General features: G+C 68.1%; 16 protein-coding genes and 2 pseudogenes. 13 read left to right on the top strand and 5 right to left on the bottom strand.

The window, feature by feature from the left end:
• Position 1 precedes the first annotated feature (1 nt).
• The gene (locus CHC09_RS40085; protein ID WP_089298496.1) at positions 2 to 439 is read right to left on the bottom strand and encodes a chemotaxis protein CheW; all 438 of its coding nucleotides are present in this window, start codon (positions 437 to 439) and stop codon (positions 2 to 4) included.
• A gap of 183 nt (positions 440 to 622) precedes the next feature.
• The gene (locus tag CHC09_RS47270) at positions 623 to 922 is read right to left on the bottom strand and encodes a ferredoxin (protein ID WP_203833358.1); all 300 of its coding nucleotides are present in this window, start codon (positions 920 to 922) and stop codon (positions 623 to 625) included.
• A gap of 266 nt (positions 923 to 1,188) precedes the next feature.
• Here CHC09_RS47270 and CHC09_RS40075 point away from each other — a divergent pair, with 266 nt between their 5' ends.
• The 6 genes from CHC09_RS40075 (at position 1,189) to CHC09_RS40055 (ending at position 7,163) form a co-directional block, all read left to right on the top strand.
• The gene (locus CHC09_RS40075) at positions 1,189 to 1,758 is read left to right on the top strand and encodes an NADPH-dependent FMN reductase (RefSeq protein WP_089298495.1); all 570 of its coding nucleotides are present in this window, start codon (positions 1,189 to 1,191) and stop codon (positions 1,756 to 1,758) included.
• A gap of 155 nt (positions 1,759 to 1,913) precedes the next feature.
• Positions 1,914 to 3,014 (top strand): MFS transporter, encoded by a 1,101-nt coding sequence (locus CHC09_RS40070; RefSeq protein ID WP_239138757.1) that lies wholly within the window; start codon positions 1,914 to 1,916, stop codon positions 3,012 to 3,014.
• Positions 3,011 to 3,370 carry a hypothetical protein gene (locus tag CHC09_RS48165; protein ID WP_239138756.1) on the top strand — a complete coding sequence of 120 codons (360 nt, stop codon included), beginning with the start codon at positions 3,011 to 3,013 and terminating at the stop codon, positions 3,368 to 3,370. The genes CHC09_RS40070 and CHC09_RS48165 overlap by 4 nt, the downstream gene beginning before the upstream one ends.
• A 112-nt stretch (positions 3,371 to 3,482) precedes the next feature.
• Complete coding sequence (locus CHC09_RS40065) at positions 3,483 to 3,974, top strand: (2Fe-2S)-binding protein (RefSeq protein ID WP_089298537.1); 492 nt, start codon at positions 3,483 to 3,485, stop codon at positions 3,972 to 3,974.
• Between the two features lie 4 nt (positions 3,975 to 3,978).
• Complete coding sequence (locus CHC09_RS40060) at positions 3,979 to 4,983, top strand: FAD binding domain-containing protein (protein ID WP_089298494.1); 1,005 nt, start codon at positions 3,979 to 3,981, stop codon at positions 4,981 to 4,983.
• Entirely contained in the window at positions 4,980 to 7,163 is a 2,184-nt protein-coding gene (locus CHC09_RS40055) for a xanthine dehydrogenase family protein molybdopterin-binding subunit (RefSeq protein ID WP_089298493.1), read from the top strand. The genes CHC09_RS40060 and CHC09_RS40055 overlap by 4 nt, the downstream gene beginning before the upstream one ends.
• Before the next feature lie 158 nt (positions 7,164 to 7,321).
• On the opposite strand, the gene CHC09_RS40045 is transcribed toward CHC09_RS40055, so the two are convergent.
• The 3 genes from CHC09_RS40045 to CHC09_RS40035 form a co-directional block, all read right to left on the bottom strand.
• Positions 7,322 to 7,852 (bottom strand): hypothetical protein, encoded by a 531-nt coding sequence (locus CHC09_RS40045; protein WP_239138755.1) that lies wholly within the window; start codon positions 7,850 to 7,852, stop codon positions 7,322 to 7,324.
• A gap of 148 nt (positions 7,853 to 8,000) precedes the next feature.
• On the bottom strand, positions 8,001 to 10,394 hold the full coding sequence (locus tag CHC09_RS40040) for a hypothetical protein (RefSeq protein WP_239138754.1): 2,394 nt from the start codon (positions 10,392 to 10,394) through the stop codon (positions 8,001 to 8,003).
• A gap of 5 nt (positions 10,395 to 10,399) precedes the next feature.
• Positions 10,400 to 10,714: a type VII secretion target gene (locus CHC09_RS40035; protein ID WP_089298491.1), complete on the bottom strand. Its 315-nt coding sequence runs from the start codon at positions 10,712 to 10,714 to the stop codon at positions 10,400 to 10,402.
• Positions 10,715 to 11,026: 312 nt separating this feature from the next.
• Between CHC09_RS40035 and CHC09_RS48775 the strand changes: the two are divergent.
• The 7 genes and pseudogenes from CHC09_RS48775 to CHC09_RS40005 all read left to right on the top strand — a co-directional run.
• Positions 11,027 to 11,620: pseudogene (locus CHC09_RS48775) on the top strand (IS701 family transposase); the annotation flags it as partial.
• Positions 11,621 to 11,626: 6 nt separating this feature from the next.
• Positions 11,627 to 12,034 (top strand): recombinase zinc ribbon domain-containing protein, encoded by a 408-nt coding sequence (locus CHC09_RS48770; RefSeq protein ID WP_307833947.1) that lies wholly within the window; start codon positions 11,627 to 11,629, stop codon positions 12,032 to 12,034.
• A 352-nt stretch (positions 12,035 to 12,386) separates the two neighbouring features.
• Positions 12,387 to 12,863, top strand: a complete 477-nt coding sequence (locus CHC09_RS40020; RefSeq protein WP_143232837.1) for a hypothetical protein — start codon at positions 12,387 to 12,389, stop codon at positions 12,861 to 12,863.
• A 5-nt stretch (positions 12,864 to 12,868) separates the two neighbouring features.
• Positions 12,869 to 13,936, top strand: a complete 1,068-nt coding sequence (locus tag CHC09_RS40015; protein ID WP_239138752.1) for a tyrosine-type recombinase/integrase — start codon at positions 12,869 to 12,871, stop codon at positions 13,934 to 13,936.
• Positions 13,923 to 14,066: pseudogene (locus CHC09_RS48940) on the top strand (phosphotransferase); the annotation flags it as partial. The gene CHC09_RS40015 and the pseudogene CHC09_RS48940, both read left to right, overlap by 14 nt.
• A gap of 79 nt (positions 14,067 to 14,145) precedes the next feature.
• Entirely contained in the window at positions 14,146 to 14,301 is a 156-nt protein-coding gene (locus tag CHC09_RS48160) for a hypothetical protein (RefSeq protein WP_239138751.1), read from the top strand.
• A gap of 106 nt (positions 14,302 to 14,407) precedes the next feature.
• Positions 14,408 to 18,448, top strand: coding sequence for a tetratricopeptide repeat protein (locus CHC09_RS40005; RefSeq protein ID WP_089298488.1), 4,041 nt, complete (start codon positions 14,408 to 14,410; stop codon positions 18,446 to 18,448).
• The last annotated feature ends 67 nt before the right edge of the window (positions 18,449 to 18,515 follow it).

The raw sequence follows: 18,515 nt of genomic DNA, 5'->3' as shown, positions 1-18,515 counted from the left end.
TTTAGGCCGTGACGCGGGCGGTGTTCACGCACTCGGCGACGTCCAGCACCAGCAGCAGCCGGCCTTCGGTCTTGTAGGCGCCGGTGACCAGCGCCCGTGATGGGCCGGTCAGTGTTGCCGGCGGCTCCTCGAACAACTGCGCGTCCAGGTTGGCGACCTGTCCGATGCGGTCCACCAATAGGCTCACCGGCTCATCGGCGTACCGCACGATCACGTTCATCACCAGGCCGGACATGTCCCGGCGCGGCAACCCGAACTGCACACGCAGGTCCACCGCGGCGATCACCTGCCCGCGCAGATTGAACAGTCCACCGACCGCGTTCGGTGCCATCGGCACCGGCGTGTACTCGCTGTACGACAGCACCTCCTGCACGGCGTCCACGTCCACGCCGAAGAACTGGCCGGCGACCTCGAAGGTGACGAACTGACGACTGGACATGTGTGACTCCCGGGGGTAATGACCGCCGGGGACATGCCGCGACGGGTCGCCGGATTTATCGGACGGTCGAGTATCCGAACCAAGGAATCCGGCATGATCAATCGGGAGCCATCTCGGTGTTGTTGAGCGCCAGCTAACTGACCGCCGGTGCGCCGGGTAAGTGTCCGGGCGTCAAGGCCTCGGTTAGAAGCCGGGCCGCCGACTCAGAACAAACCGGGCGACGGCGGCTGTGACGGTGGTTGCCGCCCTGTCGCGTTCGTGGGCATCCATCCCGTCGGCCGTCGCAGGCGCCGCAACCGGCGGTGGGGCGGCCATGTCGACCAGGATGGCCTGCACCGGGCAGGCCGCCGCGGCCCGCAACACGTCATCGCGCAGCACGTCGTCAGGAGCCGGATCGAACATCAAGGCCTCGTCGCCGACCATCCGCATCCGGAGCCAGGTACGCACACTGGGCATACCCCTGGCAACGAGCGAGATCGACAACCACCCGCATGGTGTCCTCCGCGCACAACGATGACTTCGCCGATCCGACCGTAGCGGCGATATGGGGTGGCTTCGCCGTAATGCCGGAATCCGGCGGATACCGCCATTCAGGGGCCTGGACGGCACCGTAGTTGACGGACCGTCGAATTGAAGCGGAACCCGCTCGCGGCCGTCCGCCTCGCGAGATCGCCGAACTGGCGCAGTCCGGGCGACTAACCTGATCATCGGTCATGCAAATAGCGAACGATCGTGAGTAAAGGAGCGCGATGGCCAAGTACAAGGTCGGCTACTTCGTGGGCAGTCTCTCATCCACCTCCGTCAACCGTGAGCTGTCCAAGGCGCTCGTGCGTGTAGCTCCCGACGACCTCGAGTTCAGCGAGATCCCGATCCGGGATCTGCCGCTCTACAGCCCGGACTACGACGCGAATTACCCACCCGAGGCCGTCACCTTAAAGGACGCCATCCATCGGGCGCAGGCCATTCTCTTCATCACGCCCGAATACAACCGGTCCATCCCTGGCGGCCTGAAGAACGCCATCGACTGGGCGTCGCGCCCCTGGGGTCAGAACGCCTTCGACCACGTGCCGACCGCGGTGATCGGGGCCTCCATCGGTGACATCCGCACCGCGCTGGCGCAGCAGAGCCTGCGCGCGGTGCTCAGCTTCTGCAACGCCCGTCAGATGACCGCGCCGGAGGCGTACATCAAATACACCCCGGAGCTCTTCCCGGGAAACGGCGCGGTGACCGAGAAGTCCACCGAGGACTTTCTTGCCGCCTTCATGAAGGAGTTCCGCGACCACATCGCCCGGGTCCTGACGGTGCTGCCACGCGGTTAGCGCGCTGTGGCTGCTACCGCCAACGCGGTCAGCGGGGCCGCGACGACGCGGATCGCCGTCACTGGAGGATGAATCCGTGGCAGACCTGAGATCTCGCTGGTCAAGACGGCTGGGCCGGCCGCCGGAGACCGTGGCGCGCGCCTGCCGGAGCGACCTTGACGTTGCCACCTAGCGCAGGGCGGTGGCGGGCGCTGGCGGTCAGCCAGGTCGCCGCGTTCATGGCGCTGCTGGACGTCAGCATCGTCAACGTGGCGCTGCCGTCCATCGAGCGTGGGCTGGGTGCGTCGGCGGCGAGCGTGCAGTGGGTCGTGTCCGGCTATGCGCTGACCTTCGGGCTGGCGCTGGTGCCGGCCGGCCGGCTCGGGGACGCGTTCGGCCGGCGTCGGATGTTCCTGATCGGCCTGTCGGCGTTCGTGGTGACCAGCGCGCTGACCGGTGCGGCGCCTGCCACCGGGCTGCTGATCGCCGCCCGTCTGCTGCAGGGCGTCGCCGGCGGGATGCTGGTCCCGCAGAACTCGGGGTTGGTCCAGGAGCTGTTCCGGGGCGCCGAGCGGGGCAGGGCGTTCGGAATCCTGGGCGCCACGATCGGGTTGGCCACCGCAGCTGGTCCGGTGGCGGGCGGGCTGATCCTGGCGGTGTTCGCCGGCGCGGATGCTTGGCGGTGGGTGTTCTACGTGAACGTACCCATCGGCGTGGGCGCGCTGGTGCTCGCCGCGCGGTTCGTGCCGTCCGCGGCGGGTGGCGGTTTACGCGGTACTCACCTGGATCTGGTCGGGTCGCTGCTGCTCGGCGGTGGGGTGCTCAGCCTGCTCCTGCCCTTGGTGGACGCGGAGAACGGCGGCCTGCGGTGGTGGCCGCTGTTCGGGGTGGCCGCCCTGCTGCTCGCCGGGTTCTGCTGGTGGGAGCTTCGAACCGTACGTCGGGGGCGCCAACCGTTGCTCGACCCGCGGCTGGCTCGTACCTCGGGCTACGCCGCCGGCTCGGGCATCGGGCTGGTCTACTTCATGGGGTTCACCGGCATCTGGCTCGTGCTCGCGCTGTTCTTCCAGGACGGGCTGGGCTACACGCCGCTGCGCTCCGGCCTGGCTGTGACCCCGTTCGCCATCGGGGTTGCGATCTCTGCGACGGTCGCCGGCCGTCTGGTGCCCCGGGCGGGGCGTTGGCTGACCGTGTCCGGGCTGATCGCGACCGCGGCCGGCTGGCCGCCACCGCGCTGCTGCTGCGCCATGTCGGCGGGAACCCGGCGGCGTGGGTGACCGCGGGGCCGCTGCTGCTGGCCGGGCTCGGCGGCGGCATGGTCACCTCACCCAACATCACGCTGAGCCTGGAGAACGTACCCGTGGCGATGGCCGGCGCGGCCGGCGGTGCGCTGCAGACCGCCCAGCGCATCGGCGGAGCGATCGGCGCCGCTGCGCTGGCCACGATCTTCTATCACGTGCTCCTCGGCACCGGTCACGACTACGCGGCAGCGGTGTCGGATGCGTTGCTGTGCGCCTGTGGCCTGATGGTGCTGGCCTTCTTGCTGGCCCTCGCGGAGTTGACGCGGCGACACCACGGCCGCGGCGAGTCGGCACCGGCCCCGCGGCCCGAGCACCACCTGAGCCACCTCTGAATCGATGAGACGCTCGTCCCGTACCGATCCGGCCATCGTGTTTTTCCAGGTGAGCACCCGGCCGCCGACCTATGCTCAGGCGGGAACGACCTGCGACGGGGCTGGAGGGTTCATGGGCGGCGCCACGATTGTGCCCGCGGTCGAGACCAGTTTCACGGTCAACGGTCAGACGGTCCACATGGCCCTGGACCCGCGTGAGTCGCTCCTCGACGTGCTCCGCGAGCGGCTCGGGTTGACCGGCACCAAGAAGGGATGCGATCAGGGTCAATGCGGCGCGTGCACGGTCCACCTCGACGGCCGGCGGATAGTCGCATGCCTGATGCCGGCGGTGCAGGCGAACGGACGGGCGGTTGCCACGATCGAGGGTGTGGCTTCTCCGGACGGGGTCTTGCATCCGCTGCAGGAGGCGTTCATCGAGCACGACGCGCTGCAGTGTGGGTACTGCACGCCCGGTCAGGTGATGTCCGGGTTGGCCTGCATCGCCGAGGGGCACGTCGGCAGTGACGCCGAGATTCGCGAGTACATGAGCGGGAATCTGTGCAGGTGCGGCGCGTACGCCGGCATTGTGGCCGCCGTCCGGCAGGCCGGCCGGTCGGGGATCTGAGCTGGTGCGCGCGTTCGCCTATGCCGCGCCGGCCACCGTCGCTGAGGCCGTGGACGCGTTGGTGGCGTTGGGCCCCGGCGCCAAGTTCCTCGCCGGTGGCACCAACCTGTACGACCTCATGCGGCTCGAGGTCGAGACACCGCCGGCCGTCGTCGACATCCACCGGCTCGCCGGCTTCGAGGCGATCGACACCGCCGGCGCGACTGAGCTGATCTTCGGGGCCGGCGCACGCATGTCCGATGTGGCAGACGACCCGGTGGTCCGAGCCGAATATCCGGCCTTGTCGGAGTCCTTGCGGCTGGCGGCGTCGCAGCAGCTGCGCAACATGGCCACCGTCGGTGGAAATCTCTTACAGCGCACGAGGTGCGGCTACTTCCGTGGTGGCTCGCAGTATCCCTGCAACAAGCGGGAGCCGGGCAGCGGGTGCGCCGCGCGTGGCGGTATCGACTCAGGTCATGCCGTGCTCGGCGTCAGCGACGCGTGCATCGCGACCTATCCGGGCGACTGGGCGGTGGCGCTGCTCGCGTTCGACGCCACCATCGATGTCGCCGGGCCGCACGGTGAGCGGAGCGTGGCTGTCGCGGAGCTCCACCTCGAGCCGGGCGACACACCCCAGCGCGAACACACCCTCGCGGCCGACGAACTCATCCTGCGCATCCGGGTGCCCGTGAGCCGGGCCGGCGCCGGCTCCACGTACCTCAAGATCAGGCCCCGTGAGTCCTACGCCTTCGCGCTCGCGTCGGCCGCGGCCGGACTCTCCCTTGACCCCGGCGGCACGGTCAGCGACTGCCGGATCGCTCTGGGCGGGGTGGCCACCCGGCCCTGGCGCTGCACCGCCGCTGAACAGTCGTTGCTCGGTGGGCGGCTCACGACAGACGCCGCCCGCCGAGCCGGCGAGATCGCCTTCGCCGATGCGCGGCCGGGCCGACACAACGCCTTCAAGATCGAGCTGGGTATCCGCACCGTCGCCGAGGCACTGCGTATCGCAGCCGAACGGGCCGCCCGATGACCGCGGCCGCTGCCCGGCCGCGGGTGGATGCCCGCGCCAAGGTCACCGGCGCAGCACGGTACGGCACCGACCGTACCCCCGAAGGTTTGGCGTACGCGGCGATGGCTGTCGCGACCGTCGGGAAGGGGCGGGTCGTCGAGATCGACACCGCCGCGGCGGCCGCGGTGGCGGGTGTCAGGTTGGTGCTGACCCGTTTCGAAGCGTCGGAGCTCAAGCCGCCGGTGTACATCATGGCTGGTGGCCACGCGGTGCAGAGCCTCCAGCCGCTGCTGAGCGACCACATCGCCTACCGGGGACAGCCGATCGCGCTGGTCGTGGCGGACACGCCGGTCGCCGCCACCGAGGCGGCCAACCGCGTGTGCGCCAGGTACGAGGCGGCGCCCTTCGCGCTGGAGCTCGACGACGAGGACGCCGAGAAGCTGCGGCAACCGGAGGCTCTTCCGGTGCCCGCCCTCGCCGACATCGCGGTGGGCGACGCCGAGGCCGTCTTCGCGGGCAGCGAGGTGCGCGTCGACGAGGTGTACGACCATCCCAAGCAGGCGGCGACGCCGATGGAGCTGCTGGGCTGTGTCGTCGAGTGGCGCGGGGACACCGTCGTCGTTCACGAAGGCACCCAGAACGCGGGCGCGCTGCGCAACGGCCTGGCACTGCAGCTCGGTATCGACCCGGCCGACGTCGAGGTGATCTCGCCGTACCTCGGTGGCGGCTTCGGCCAGAAGAACTCTCTGCAGCCGCACCTCGGACCGGTCGCGCTCGCGGCCAGGCGGCTGGGCCGGCCGGTCAAGTTCGTCATGACCCGGCCGCAGACGTTCCACCAGGGCAGCTTCCGCCCGGCGAGCCGGCATCGCGTGCGGCTCGGCGCCGACGGCAATGGGCGCCTGACGGCTGCGATCTACGAGGTCGACCAGGAGACCTCCCGGCATGACCTGTTTCCCGCCATGTACACGGAGGCCATGTCGCGCTTGTACGGCGTACCCAACTTCTCCGGCCCCACGCGGCTGGTCCGCGTCGACACCCAGACGCCCGGGTACATGCGCGCGCCGTTCGAGTCGCCCGCGTCGTTCGCATTCGAGTCAGCGGTCGACGAACTGGCGTACGCGGTCGGCCGCGACCCGGTCGCGTTGCGCCTGGCGAACGACACCGGCACCGACCCGATCACCGGCCAGCCCTTCTCCTCCCGGCATGTCGCCGAGTGCCTGCGGCGCGGCGCCGAGCGGTTCGGCTGGGCCGCCCGCGACCCGGCGCCCGGCTCGATGCGCGCCGACGACGGATCGCTGATCGGCTGGGGGGTCGCGATCGGCGCGTACCCGGCCTGCGTAGCGCCGGCGATCGCGCACGTACGCGCGGGCGCCGACGGCCGGGTCGTCGTCGCGGTCGACGGGCACGAGATGGGGCAGGGTATCCGGTCGGCCATCACGTTCCTGGTCGCCGACGACCTGGGCATCGCCGTGGACCGCGTGACCGTCGACATCGGCGACACCCGTGTAGCACCGCAGCACCTCACCGCGGGCTCGTGGGGCACCGCGAGCGCGCTCCCGGCGGTGCACGCCGCCCTGCGAGAACTGCGGGCCCGCCTCGGCGTGGCGGAGACCGGCATGCTCGACGTCGGCGCGGCCGTCGCCGCCGCCGGTCAACCGACGGTCGAGGCCGAGGCGGCGACGCTCGGGCCTGGCCAGCCGCCGGAGATGCTCGACCGGTCGCGCGCCGGGAAGGTCGCGTTCACCGGTCCGGTCTACCCCGGGTTCACGTCGTTCAGCTTCGTCGCCCACTTCGTCGAGGTCCGGATCGAGGCGACGACCCGCCGGGTTCGCGTGCCACGGGTGGTGAGCGTGGTGGACTGCGGCCGTGTCGCGAGCGCCGTGACCGCGGCCAGCCAGGTGAGAGGCGGCGTGGTGTGGGGCCTCGGCGCGGCGCTGCGAGAGGCAAGCGAGCCCGAGCGGCGATACGGCGGCTTCTTCAACGCGACCATGGAGGAGTACGTGATCTCGGTCAACGCCGACATCGGCGAGATCGAGGTCGACTTCATCGACGAACCCGATCCGCTGCTCAATCCCGTAGGAGTCAAGGGGCTCGGCGAGGTCGCCCTGGTCGGCGTGGTGCCCGCAGTCACCAACGCGGTGTTCCACGCGACAGGTCAACGGCTGCGGCGGGTGCCCATCACGATCGCCGACCTGCTGTGAACGGTCCGGACAGCGGTTGCCCGGGGGCCGGGCGTTGGTGATGCCCGGTAAGAACGGTGACGGTGCCGGTTGCAGTGCCGTTCGTGCTCGCGCAGGGCGTGCAACAGGTGCGCCTGGTTCCAGACCCGGGTGCGGTCGAGCACGTCGGGAGTGCTCCGTCAGGGCTGGTGCAGAGCCCATTTCGTGCACTCCGCGCCGTACTTCGCTTGGCGGTCGACATCGGGATCGAACACCCGGTCGGCGAGCCAATGGCGCTCGCCGTCCCCGGACTCGACGTTCTTCATCACGTACGACTGGACGGTCCCCCGCTTCGTACGGACCTTGGGATTTTTCTGCTCAACCTCATGCCAGTATCCCAGGTCGGTACAGAAGATGACCGTCGCCTGGTCCGCGCCGGTCCCTTCGACGCCGATGGGCTTGACCCAGATCGGACCGATCGACGGGTTGTCGCTCGTCGTGTTCGCGAGCGGCGCGAAGACCTTCTCGAAGTATTCCTCGGTGTAGAGGAACCGTCCGATCGGGGTGATCGGACTCCAGTCGCTCGAACTCATCTGCCAGTAGATGAACGCGAGACTCCGCCGGGCGGCAAGGACCTCGTCGGTGTCCGGTGCCCCCGCCAGGTCCCAGGTGATCGGTAGATCTGTGGTCCCGTCCATCGGCAGTTTGCGGTACGCCTCCTCGAACGTCATGGAAGGCGCGACGGCGCTACTCGACGCCACGGATGGCGGCACAGTTGCGTCACCGCCTGGGTCGTCGTTGGTGCAACCCGCTGTGGCAAGCCCCACGGTCACGGCGACGACCGCCGCGGCGAACACCTTCAGCCCGGACGAGCCCACATCACTTCTCACCGAGGATGTCTCCCGCCCACTCGTAACCGTTCTGATAGGAATCTCCGGCGCTGGCGGCAGCGTTGCCCACCGTGCTCATGCCGTGCCCGACCTTGTACTGCTGCCATGCCAGTAGATCCGAGCCTTCCCACTGACTCACCGGCTTGAGTTGACCATCCAAAGTGAGCCTGTCCGGCAGGCCCTCGAGTTTACCGCTGTTGTAGAGGGCAAACTCGGTGAGTTCGACCGAGGTGGTTCGGCCGGCGCCGAGCGCGGTGCCGACCTCGTAGGTGGCCTGGCCGTGGTTGTCGACCTTCGCCTGTTCCTCGGCTTGCGACATCAGGTCGTTGACGTACTCGGTGGCCAGATCGCCGACGACCGGCACAGGTATCTTGCCGGTTACTTTTCCCATGACCTGGTCGACGATGCCACCGGCGATTTTGTACCGGTCCTCGACGTTCTGGTTGTAGATCTCGTCCTGCTCGGCGCTGGTCGCGTGGTGGGCCTGGGCCGCCCCGTGGTCGAGAGCGCCCAGCACGCTGCCGTAGTTGTGCGAGACGGTTTCCATCGCGTTCAAATTGCCCTGGAAGTTGTCGTGCGGATTCTGCCGGCCGGAGAGAATGCTGTCGTAGGTGCCCGTGGCGTATGCGACCTCGGCCTTGGCGATGGTGTCGTGCGCGCCCGGGTCCTTGCCGAGATCGGCCAGGAACTTCACCAGATGGTTGCGGTCGACGTCGATGGTTTCGGCACCGGAGATGACGTTGTTCACGTCGAAGATGTACGCCGACGTGATGTTGGCCATCGGCTGGCGCAGCTGCGGATTGATGATCACCGGGTCGCCGGTCTTGCCGTGCCCCGGGGTCACGCCGTTGTCGTAGCCCATGGCCTGCTCATCGACGTTGCTCTCATAAATGATCGACTCGACGATGTGCCGAGCCTGCGGCCCGGGATGATCGGTGGCGGCATGTTCGAGAGCCACACCGAACTTGTCCAGAGCCCCGTTCTTGAAATCGTCGCCGTGCTGCATCAGCTCGACCGTCCAGCCCGGGCCGCCCGGGACGTCCGCGGTCGCGTCCCAGTTCCGGTCGGTGAGCAGGTAGTCGAGCCTGGGCAGCCGGCCGTCGGCGGGCCCGTCGCCGGTGAAGCTGGTGACGCCGGTGAGCAGGTCCTGGGTGGCTTCACCGTTGCGGGACAGGGCGTCCATCAGGCCGTTCATCGGGTCGTAGCCGGCCGGTACGGTGTTGTCGTCGTGGCCCTGGGTCCAGTCCAGGCGCAGGTTCTCGCCGCGCGCCCCGGTCCACAAATCGCTGTTCTCGCCCTGCGACATCTCGAAGTCGACCATGTCCCCGCCGACGGTGGACAGGAACCCGGCGTCATATTCGCCGTTGTGCAGCAGCGGGCTCAGCAGCTGGTAGCCGTAGACGTCCTCCACGTACCGTGCCGGGCTGTAGGGGTCGCCGATGTCCATCTTGCTGCGCCCGGCGGCCATCAGGTCGGTCATCCACTGACTGGACAGCTCGTACTTGCCGGGGATGTAGGTTTCGCCGCGCAGGCCGGTCCTGGTGCCGGTTTCCGCGGTGGCGGCGGCCAGCATGACGCCGAGACCGTTCTGCAGATCCCGCACCATGTCGGCGGTGCTGTTGCTGAACAGCGCATCGTCGACGTCTCTGCCCGGATTGTCGAGCTGGTAGGTCGCCAGCGTGCCGTTGAGCTGCAGCAGGCCCTTGGGCCCGAGAGCGTTGAGGAAGTCGTGGGCGAAGGCCTTGTCCCTGCCGTACAGCGTGATCAGATTCCGCAGCTCGTCGAGCTCGGCGGCGGTGGGCTGGTACGTCGGGTCCTTGAGCTTGTTCGCCAGCTCCTGCGCCCGGGCGATCGCGCCGGGCGGGCTGGCCCCGAACCCGGTCTGCGGCGACGGCACATTGCCGTCGATGATCTCGGCCGTCGAGTCGTCCTGCGCCCGTGCGTACTCCACGACCGAACGCAGATCACTGAGCAGCGCACCGGTCTCCCGGCCGGTGCGATCCAGATTCCCGCCCATGTACGCGGACGCCGGCGCGGTGATCGTCACGGCTGCCGTGTCCACGGTGTATCCGGCCTGCCGCGCCGACGCGACGATCCCCTCAGCCTGACTTCGCAAACCCTTCATCGCGTACGCATGCTGGTCGAAGGCATCGGCCAGGCGCTTCGCCGGCAGGTACGTGTTCTCCACCTCGGCCCGCAGCATGGCCGCCTTCTGCAGCGCCGCGGTGGACCCGCTACCCGACGGCCACACCGCACCCAGATCGCGGGTGCCACTGATCAGCTGCTCCGACGCGGCATCGAGACCCCGGGCCACCCGATGCCAGACCTCGGCCGCGGAGTGCCATGGTCCGGCGTCGAACTCGAGCAGATCCTGCAGGGTCATGCCACTCATCGATCCGCCCCCGCCCCGCCGCGTCGCAGGTCGTCGGCACCCGCCTGGTCGGTGGCCCGATACGTCTGTGCTGCGGTGGTCAGGCTTCGGCCGTACTCGTCAGCCTGGCCGGTGAGCCGCCGCAGGTCGGCGAGCCACGCCTTCTCGGCCTTCTGCGCGGCGGCGCCGGCCGCAGAACCCGGCCGCGGTACCGGTGCCAGACCAGAGCCGGCCGCCCTCGCCGCCTCCCGCAACGTCACGGCGGCCTCCGCCACGTCCCGCCCGACGCCGCGCAACGCCTCGACATCAACCTCTACACCCCGAGGATGCACCGGCTACTCCCTCCCCCAGGGAACTTCACGGCGGCCAGCACCGTCACGCCCGACTCCAAAACGGCCGGTGCAGCGAGCAAGAGAAGGTCAGTCCGCCACTGCGCTGTGGCCTGACCGATTCTCTTGGCACCTGACTACCTCCGAAGCGCGAATAGGTCAGGATGTCCGATCTCAAAGAATCGAACAACCCAGATGTCGGAAGATGGATCTACCGACCGGAGTTGTTGTGGACCCTTGAAGTGGTTGGGATCCCCGCCGACCAGATTCGCCGCTGGGAGACCGAAGATCCGCCCCGAACCCACACCTGGGAGGACTGTCGGGGTGCAACGGCAGTACACCGGAACCGCCGGGAAGATCGATAACTGCCAGCTCGCGGTGCACCTGTCCTACGCCTCACCAGCCGGGCACACCCTGGTCGGCGTCGCGCTCTACCTGCCGAAAGCCTGGACCGACGACCCACCGCGACACACGGAAGCAGGGGCGCCCGACACCGTCACCTTTGCCACGAAACCGCAGCTGGCACGCCATCTGATCGAGACCGCAGTGGCCGGCGGGCTGCCGTGCCGATGGGTCGCCGGCGACGAAGCCTACGGCGGTGACCCGCAACTGGCCGCCGCACTGCGTGGCCACGATCTGGGTTACGTCCTCGCGGTCGCCTGTTCACATCGGGTGCCGACCGGCCTCGGTGTTCAGCGGGCCGACCAGATCGCGGCGGGCCTGCCGAAACAGGCGTGGCAGCGGATCTCGGCCGGAGCCGGCGCGAAAGGCTACCGCTACTACGACTGGGCGTTCATTACCCTGCCGCACACCGCTGACCAGCATCAAGACCATCACTGGCTACTGATCCGCTGCAACCGCACCACCGGCGAGCTGGCGTTCTACCGCTGCTGGTCACCGCGACTCGTCAAGGGTCTGGTCTATTGCGGGCTGTGCCACCGCAAGATGCAGGGCCAGCGCTCGAACGGCGAGGCCTACTACCGGTGTCGCTACGCCCAGGAGTACGCCCTAGCGAACAAGATCGACCACCTGCGCAACGTCTACCTGCGCGAGTTGGACGTCGTCACCGACCTCGATGCCGCGCTGGCCGGCGCGTTTGTGCCCGACCGCATCAGCGACACCGTCGCGATGATGGCCGCCGCCCAGGACCCGGACCCTGTTGAGGAGGAGCCCATACGTCAGGCTCGTGCCCGGCTGGCTGATTGTGACGCGAGGCTCACCAAGTACCGGGCGGCGCTGGACGCCGGTGCGGATCCGGTTGTCGTCACCGGCTGGATCAGTGAAGTCCAAGGCTGTAGCGCAGGAAGGCGCTCTAGGTGCTGAACACGCCTCGGCCCCAGCCGGCCCCGCGGATGAGCTCGGAACAGATTTCCGACCTCGTCGATCAACTGGGTGACATCGTCGCCGTTCTGGGTGAGGCCGACCCCACTGACCGCGCCGAGGTCTATCAGCAACTCGGGATCCGGCTCACATATGATCAAGAACAGCAAAAAGTCCGCGTACAGGCACAGCCTGTGGCGGACTCTCATGGGGATTTGGTTTGTGTCCGGAGGGGGACATGATCCCCCAAAATGCCGCACCGAGCCTGTAAAACTTCCTTCTGTGTCATAGCGTCGCATGAGCGCCCAATTACCGCACGGCTGCGGTGCCGGTCATGGGCCGGTGATGGCCTGTGGTGAGAACGATTCCGTTGCCGCCGCTGGTGCCCAGACTGTCGCTTTCCGACCGGGAGGGCCAGCGCCGCGAAGCCGGGCGTGGTCCGGTCCAGCGGCGATCGCTGCCGTTGCCGAAGGTGCCGCAACTGCCCCGCCGAGACGTCGTCTTCGGTATGGCCGTGCTTGATCGGTCCGGCCGGATCGCCGACAAGGCCATCATGGAGAGCCTCGGCTGGAAGCCCGGTCTGCGAGTGAAGTTCGCGATCCGTGAAGGGCTGATCGTGGTCGCCGCCGACGAGACGGGCAGCCGGGCCCTGGATGAACGCTGTCACGTCCTGCTGCCGATGCGAGTGCGCCGGGCCTGCCGGATCGACGGTACGCCGCGGGTGGTGCTGGCCGCGCTGCCGGGCAGGCAGCGGCTGATCGTGCATCCGCCCGCCCTGCTGGGCCAGCTGACCTTGGCCGTCCACACCGCTGCGCTCGGCGGTGAGTTGTGAGCGCCGTGGCGAAACCGGAGGTGGTGCAGGCGGCGCGGACGCTGTTGCAGCAGATGGGCATCACGCCCGCCGATCTGCTCAACACCGCGGTGCCGGGAAGGTCGACGCCGACGTTCGCCGAGTATGTGCCGATCGTGGCCGCGGCGGTCGCGCCCGGCTCGCAGCGCATGTACGGCACCTACTGGGCCAAGGCCGTCGAACGCTGGGCCGACCGGCACATCGACGAGGTGATCCCGTCCGAGATCGAAGTCGCGATGCGCGAAATCCAAGCGAACGCCCTGCGACGGCGTAACAATCGCGGCGGCCGCAGCGCCGCCGAGCACTTCATCTCCGCCATGCGCTGCTTCTACAAACGAGCCGTAGCCGACGGCTACATCGGCGAGAGCGACAACCCGGCCCGCAAGGTCTCGAAGCCGGCCCGTCACGCTTCGACTCGTTCGGCGCTGGCTGACGACCGACTCGCCGAACTGACCGCGACGGCCGGCACCTCGGGCAACGACCCGGAGCTCGACACACTCATCCTGCGGTTCCATATCGAGACGGCCTGCCGCCGCGGCGGCCTGCTCGGGCTACGGCCGATGGACCTCGACGTCGAGCAGTGCCTGGTGCTGTTGCGAGAGAAAGGTGAGACGTTCCGGTGGCAGCCGATCTCCCCGACGCTGATGGCGTTCCTACGACAGCACGCCCAGGAACGCGGCTCCCCGCAGAACGAGACGCTGCTGCGGTATCGCAACGGCAAACCGGTCGGCCGGCGCCGCTACGACTACCTGTTCACCCGCGTCGGTGAACTCCTTCCCTGGGCCAGAACGCAGATGATCTCCGCGCACTGGCTGCGGCACACGACGCTGACCTGGGTCGAACGCGTATACGGCTACGCCGTCGCACTCGCGTATGCCGGGCATGCTGAAACGCCGAACGATGCCGGCACCACGGCCCGGTACGTCAAGGCGACCTTGCAGGAGGTCGCCACCGCAATGGCCGGGCTGACCGGCGAGCCACACCCGCTGGCACTGCCCGACACACTTGCGGTGCTCAACTTTGCCAGCGACGCGCTGGTCGGTGAGTACGACTGACAGCTGTCCGGTCTGGCGGTGGAAAGCACCCCCGCCGCCAGACCGGTGGATCCATGGCGATCTCATGCCCGGCAATGTGCTGGTCACCGACGGTCGACTAACCGCGATCATCGACTTCGGCACCGCCTGCGCGGCCGATCTCCGCAGCCGACCTGCTGGCCGCCTGGTACCTGTTCGACGGCGACTCCCGGTGTGCCTTCCGCGAGGCGTTGAAGGTCGACGAGCACGCCTGGACGCGCGCCCGCGGCTGGACCCTGTCTTTGACGATGATCTCGCCGTCGTACTACCGCGCCCGCAACCCCGCGCTGGTCCGCACCGCCGTCAGCCTCATCAACGACCTCCTCGCGGACTTCGCCGCGGACTGAGCCGCATATGTGCAGAGGCGCAGCGGTATTCTGCCCAAGCTCGCGCCGCTCGGGAGGATGCATGGTGAGTGTCCGGCCAGCTGCGGGGCGACCCTCTGCGAGTGGGGTGAGGCGGCAGGGCGACGAGTACCAGGATCTCGCGGCGTGGATCGCGGCGGTCGAGTTGCTGGATCCGAACGGCGACTACGACCGTGTCGAGATCGAGGCGCGCGAGTCGGCGCACGTCGACGATGTCGTCCGCAGAGCCAGGGCCGGTCAGGACTGCTATACGCAGCTCAAATGGGCGACAAGCGCGGCAAGCCAGATCGATTTCGCCTTTCTGACTCGTCGGCGCGCCTCGGGAAGCAAATCCTTGCTGGAGAAGTTTCTGGCGAGCTGGCGCCTTATCCGCCGCGACGGCAGCGAGCCGCTCATGGAACTGGCGACGAACCGCGTGCTGGATCCGCGAGATCCGTTGCTGGCTGTGGTGGACAGCCGTACCGGGCTGTTGTCGGCACGAGGGCTGTCACCGAGATCGCAGGCAGCCAAGCGATTGGCCGAGTTGGTCGGGCACCTGGGCTGTGAGCCTGACGAGCTGCTTGATCTGTTCGACCATCTGATCTTCACGGTTGGCGTGACGGTGAGATCAGCCCAGGATCAGGCCAAGCACGCTATGCGGGCCAACGGGATGCGCTGTGACGACCGGGCGCTGCGGACCGCCGTCAGCGTTGTCGGGGCCTGGGTCCGCGACGGGCGTCGTGTCCTGACCGCGGACAACGTTCGTGCGGAAGTGAAGCGGCTCGGGCTGCTCGGCGAGGACCGTCCCGGCGGTGGCCAGGAGGCTTCGGTGAAGTGGTGGGCCAGGTCTGCCTATGTCGAGCAGATCCGCGACATCGCACCTGTCGGCGGGCTTCGGGACCGGGCTGACGAGTTGGAAGAGCTGGCCCGGTTCTGCGACGGCGAGAGCTCATACCTGTGGTGGCAAGCCGGTCCGTGGGCAGGCAAGTCGGCGCTGCTCGCGACGTTCGTGCTGAACCCGCCAGCCCACTGCGATGTGGTGTCCTTCTTTATCAACGCTTGGCAGGCCACGCAGTCCGACTCCGGCGCCTGCGCCACGGCGTTCATCGACCAGTTGTCGGCGCTCACCGGTGAGGAACCGCCAGCGTCGATGAGCGGTTCCGCGCGCGACGGGCACTGGCGAAGACTGCTGCGCGCTGCCGCCGATCAGGCGAACGCCAAGGGCCGGCGGCTGGTGCTGGTAATCGACGGACTCGACGAGGACCGTGGCGCCGGGCCTGGGTCGGGCATGCTCAGCGTGGCGGCGCTATTACCCAAGTCGCCGATCGGCGGGCTGCGGGTCATCGCGGCGAGCCGCGCAACGCCGGCCCTGCCCGACGCCGTGCCGGCGGATCATCCTCTGCGGTCCTGCCAGGTCAGGCAGCTGATCCCGTCGCCCCATGCGCGGGATGTGGGCCGCTGGGCCAAGCGGGAGTTGCGCGAGCAGCTCGCCGTGGACGGTGCGGGACGGGATGTTCTCGGCCTCATCACCGCCTCGCTGGGCGGCCTGAACAGCGCGGATCTCGGCGAGCTGACCAACCGGCCGCACTACGAACTGGAGGCGTTGCTGGACGGCGTGCTTGGCCGGACAGTCGGCGCACGGACGGGCGTGGCAGGTTCGCTGAGCTTCATGCACGAGACGCTCGCCGCAGAGGCTGCGGAGCGTTTCGGCAGGGCGCTGACCACATATCAGGGGTGGATCCATCAGTGGGCCGGGTCCTACCAGGATCGGGGCTGGCCCGCAGAGACACCGCAATACCTGCTCCACGGTTACGCCCACATGCTGGCAGCAATCCCTGATCTTCCACGCCTCGTGGACGCGGCCACCGATGCCAGCCGGCATGATCGGCTGCTGCACGCGACCGGCGGGGACGCGGTGGCGCACGACGAAGTGCTCAAGGCGTACGAGATGGCGGTTGGCGAGGGTGGAACGGACCTGGTTTTTCCAGCTCGGCTGGCTGTCCGGCATCGGGCCTTGGCCTCGCGGAACGCGGATTTGCCCTCGGAACTGCCGGCCATCTGGGTGAACCTTGGGCAGCCCGACCGGGCAGAGGCGCTGGTCCGGGGCATTTCAGACCTCGGCGGGCGAGGAGCAGCGCTCGAATGCATGATCGACGCACTTGCCGAGAAAGGCGATCTCGAGGACGCGGAGGCTCTGGCACGCAGAATCAACATCCCTTCCTGGCGTACGAGCAGACTGCATTTGCGGCTTTCAGAAGTTGCGGCCGATCGCGGAGACCTGGCGCGCGCTGCACGCCTGTTGGACTCCGCGCTTATCGATGTTGGCCAATTGGACATAAGTCCACGAGCGCGTTTTCTCGCCCGCGTCGCCGTTGTCCGCAGCGCCCTCGACGATCTGGAGTCGGCGATGCTCCTGATGGAGGAAGCAGCAACGGCCACTGAAGAAGTGTCTGGTTGGGAAGACATATCGCACACAGAAGTATCCAATGTGGCGGTTGCCTTCGTGAAGCTCGGCGACCTTGACCGCGCCGAGCGGATGGTCCGAGGCCTCCTTTGCCCGGCCGACATACCCGCTGGTCTTGCTGATCTCGCTGTCGCAGCACGTGATTGCGGGTTGCCGAACGAGTCCCGGGCGGCCTTTGCTGAAGCGACCAGGGCGGCTCAGTCCCTGACCGATGCCTATGAGCGGGGAACCGCCCTCGCGGCACTGGCGAGATCCTGCATCGCTGCCGGAGACCAGGAGCACGCTCGCCGATTGCTGCATACAGCGCTGGAGACGGTGGACGCCGTTGATGACGAGTTGGAGCAGTACCTTTGGCTCCTGGAGGATCTGGCCAGCCTTGCCGGGCAGATGGGTGCTGTCGCTGAGGCGCAGGCAATCATCGATCGGGCCTATTTCCTCATCGATGACGAATACGAGCGTGCTCAGGTGGCGCGGGCCTGGGCAGTAACCGGTCGTCTGGACCAAGCCGAGAAGATTTCGGAGGAATTGACCCGGCCGCACCACCGCGCTGACTTGCTCGCGAAGATGGCTGCTCTCTTGGTGCATGACGTGCCGTCCGAGGCCGAGCGCCTGGCGCTGCGAGCAGAGGAGGCCGCACGGGGGAACCGCCACGATCACTGGCGGCTGCTGGGCGCGTTAGCCGCGGCAACCGCATCCGTCGGCGATGAAGAACTCGCAGAGGCTGTTGCCCGCACCGTCGATCCGGAGCACGAGCAATCAGCTGCGCTGACCGGAATCGCTGCAGCCCTGAACACTCTCGGTGGCTGGTCCCGCGCGCAGAAGGCGGCCGAGACGGCGGAGGCTTCCCTAGCGGCCATTTCCGCTCAGTACGTTCGCGATGAGCAAACGGTAGGCCTGGTGACAGTGCTCGCCGCCGCAGGACAGCTGGACGGGGCGGAACGACTCGCCATGACGGTCTTCCGGCCGGCATACCGGATCGACGCGCTTCGTGCCGTCGCTGTGGCTTCTGAACCTGGGCAACGCGCCATGGCCCTGGCTCGGAAAGCAAATGAACTCATCGATCGGCTCTACAGACGAGAGGAACGAGATTACGCCTTCGGCGACCTGGCCGAGGCTTACGCGCACGCCGGCGAGCGTAGCGATGCAGAAGCCGCTGTCAACCGCATCGTCAATGACATCATCAGCGACAGGGCGACGTTCGAGATCGCGAAGGCCGCTGTGGTCATCGGTGACTACGCCACTGCGGAAACCATCACCCGGACGATCGCCGACGAATACGTACGCGACGACGCCATCGCCATGACCGCGGAACACCTGGCGGACACCGCCGACCTGGAATCTGCCAGTAGCCTGCTGCACCAAATCGTCGATCGTGGCTGCCGGGCCCGCGTCGCCACAGCGATCGCGGCCAGCGCCGGAAAGCAGGGCGACTGGGCAACCGCCGAGCAGCATCTCGATCAGATCGACGAGCAGTACCTCAACCGGTTCCTGGCCAGACTGGCCCTGACGGCGGCGAAGGCGGGCGACTCAGCCAGGGCCCGGCGCTATCTCCTCCGGGCCCTTCCCAGTGCTGACCTGACGATGTTCCTTCCCGCGATCGCGGCCATCGACCCTGCCACGATTCTCTTCCTGGCCCGCCAGGCCATCGCAGAAGCAGCCACGAAACCACAGGTGCATGCCACCTGACCGATGTGGTCCTCACGAGCGGTCCGCCCTGCCGGTGGTCATGATTGTTCCTCGTCTTGCTCCAAGA

Origin of the sequence: Actinoplanes regularis, assembly GCF_900188005.1 — a bacterium.
Taxonomy (GTDB): Bacteria; Actinomycetota; Actinomycetes; order Mycobacteriales; family Micromonosporaceae; genus Actinoplanes; species Actinoplanes regularis.
This window is presented reverse-complemented; position numbering and strand designations above follow the sequence as displayed.

What these genes read in the sequence shown, in the direction of transcription:
- CHC09_RS40085 (WP_089298496.1), bottom strand. Translation starts at nt 439, where the DNA reads ATGTCCAGTCGTCAGTTCGTCACCTTCGAGGTCGCCGGCCAGTTCTTC.
- CHC09_RS40040 (WP_239138754.1), bottom strand. Translation starts at nt 10,394, where the DNA reads ATGACCCTGCAGGATCTGCTCGAGTTCGACGCCGGACCATGGCACTCC.
- CHC09_RS40045 (WP_239138755.1), bottom strand. Translation starts at nt 7,852, where the DNA reads ATGACGTTCGAGGAGGCGTACCGCAAACTGCCGATGGACGGGACCACA.
- CHC09_RS40065 (WP_089298537.1), top strand. Translation starts at nt 3,483, where the DNA reads ATGGGCGGCGCCACGATTGTGCCCGCGGTCGAGACCAGTTTCACGGTC.
- CHC09_RS40075 (WP_089298495.1), top strand. Translation starts at nt 1,189, where the DNA reads ATGGCCAAGTACAAGGTCGGCTACTTCGTGGGCAGTCTCTCATCCACC.
- CHC09_RS40055 (WP_089298493.1), top strand. Translation starts at nt 4,980, where the DNA reads ATGACCGCGGCCGCTGCCCGGCCGCGGGTGGATGCCCGCGCCAAGGTC.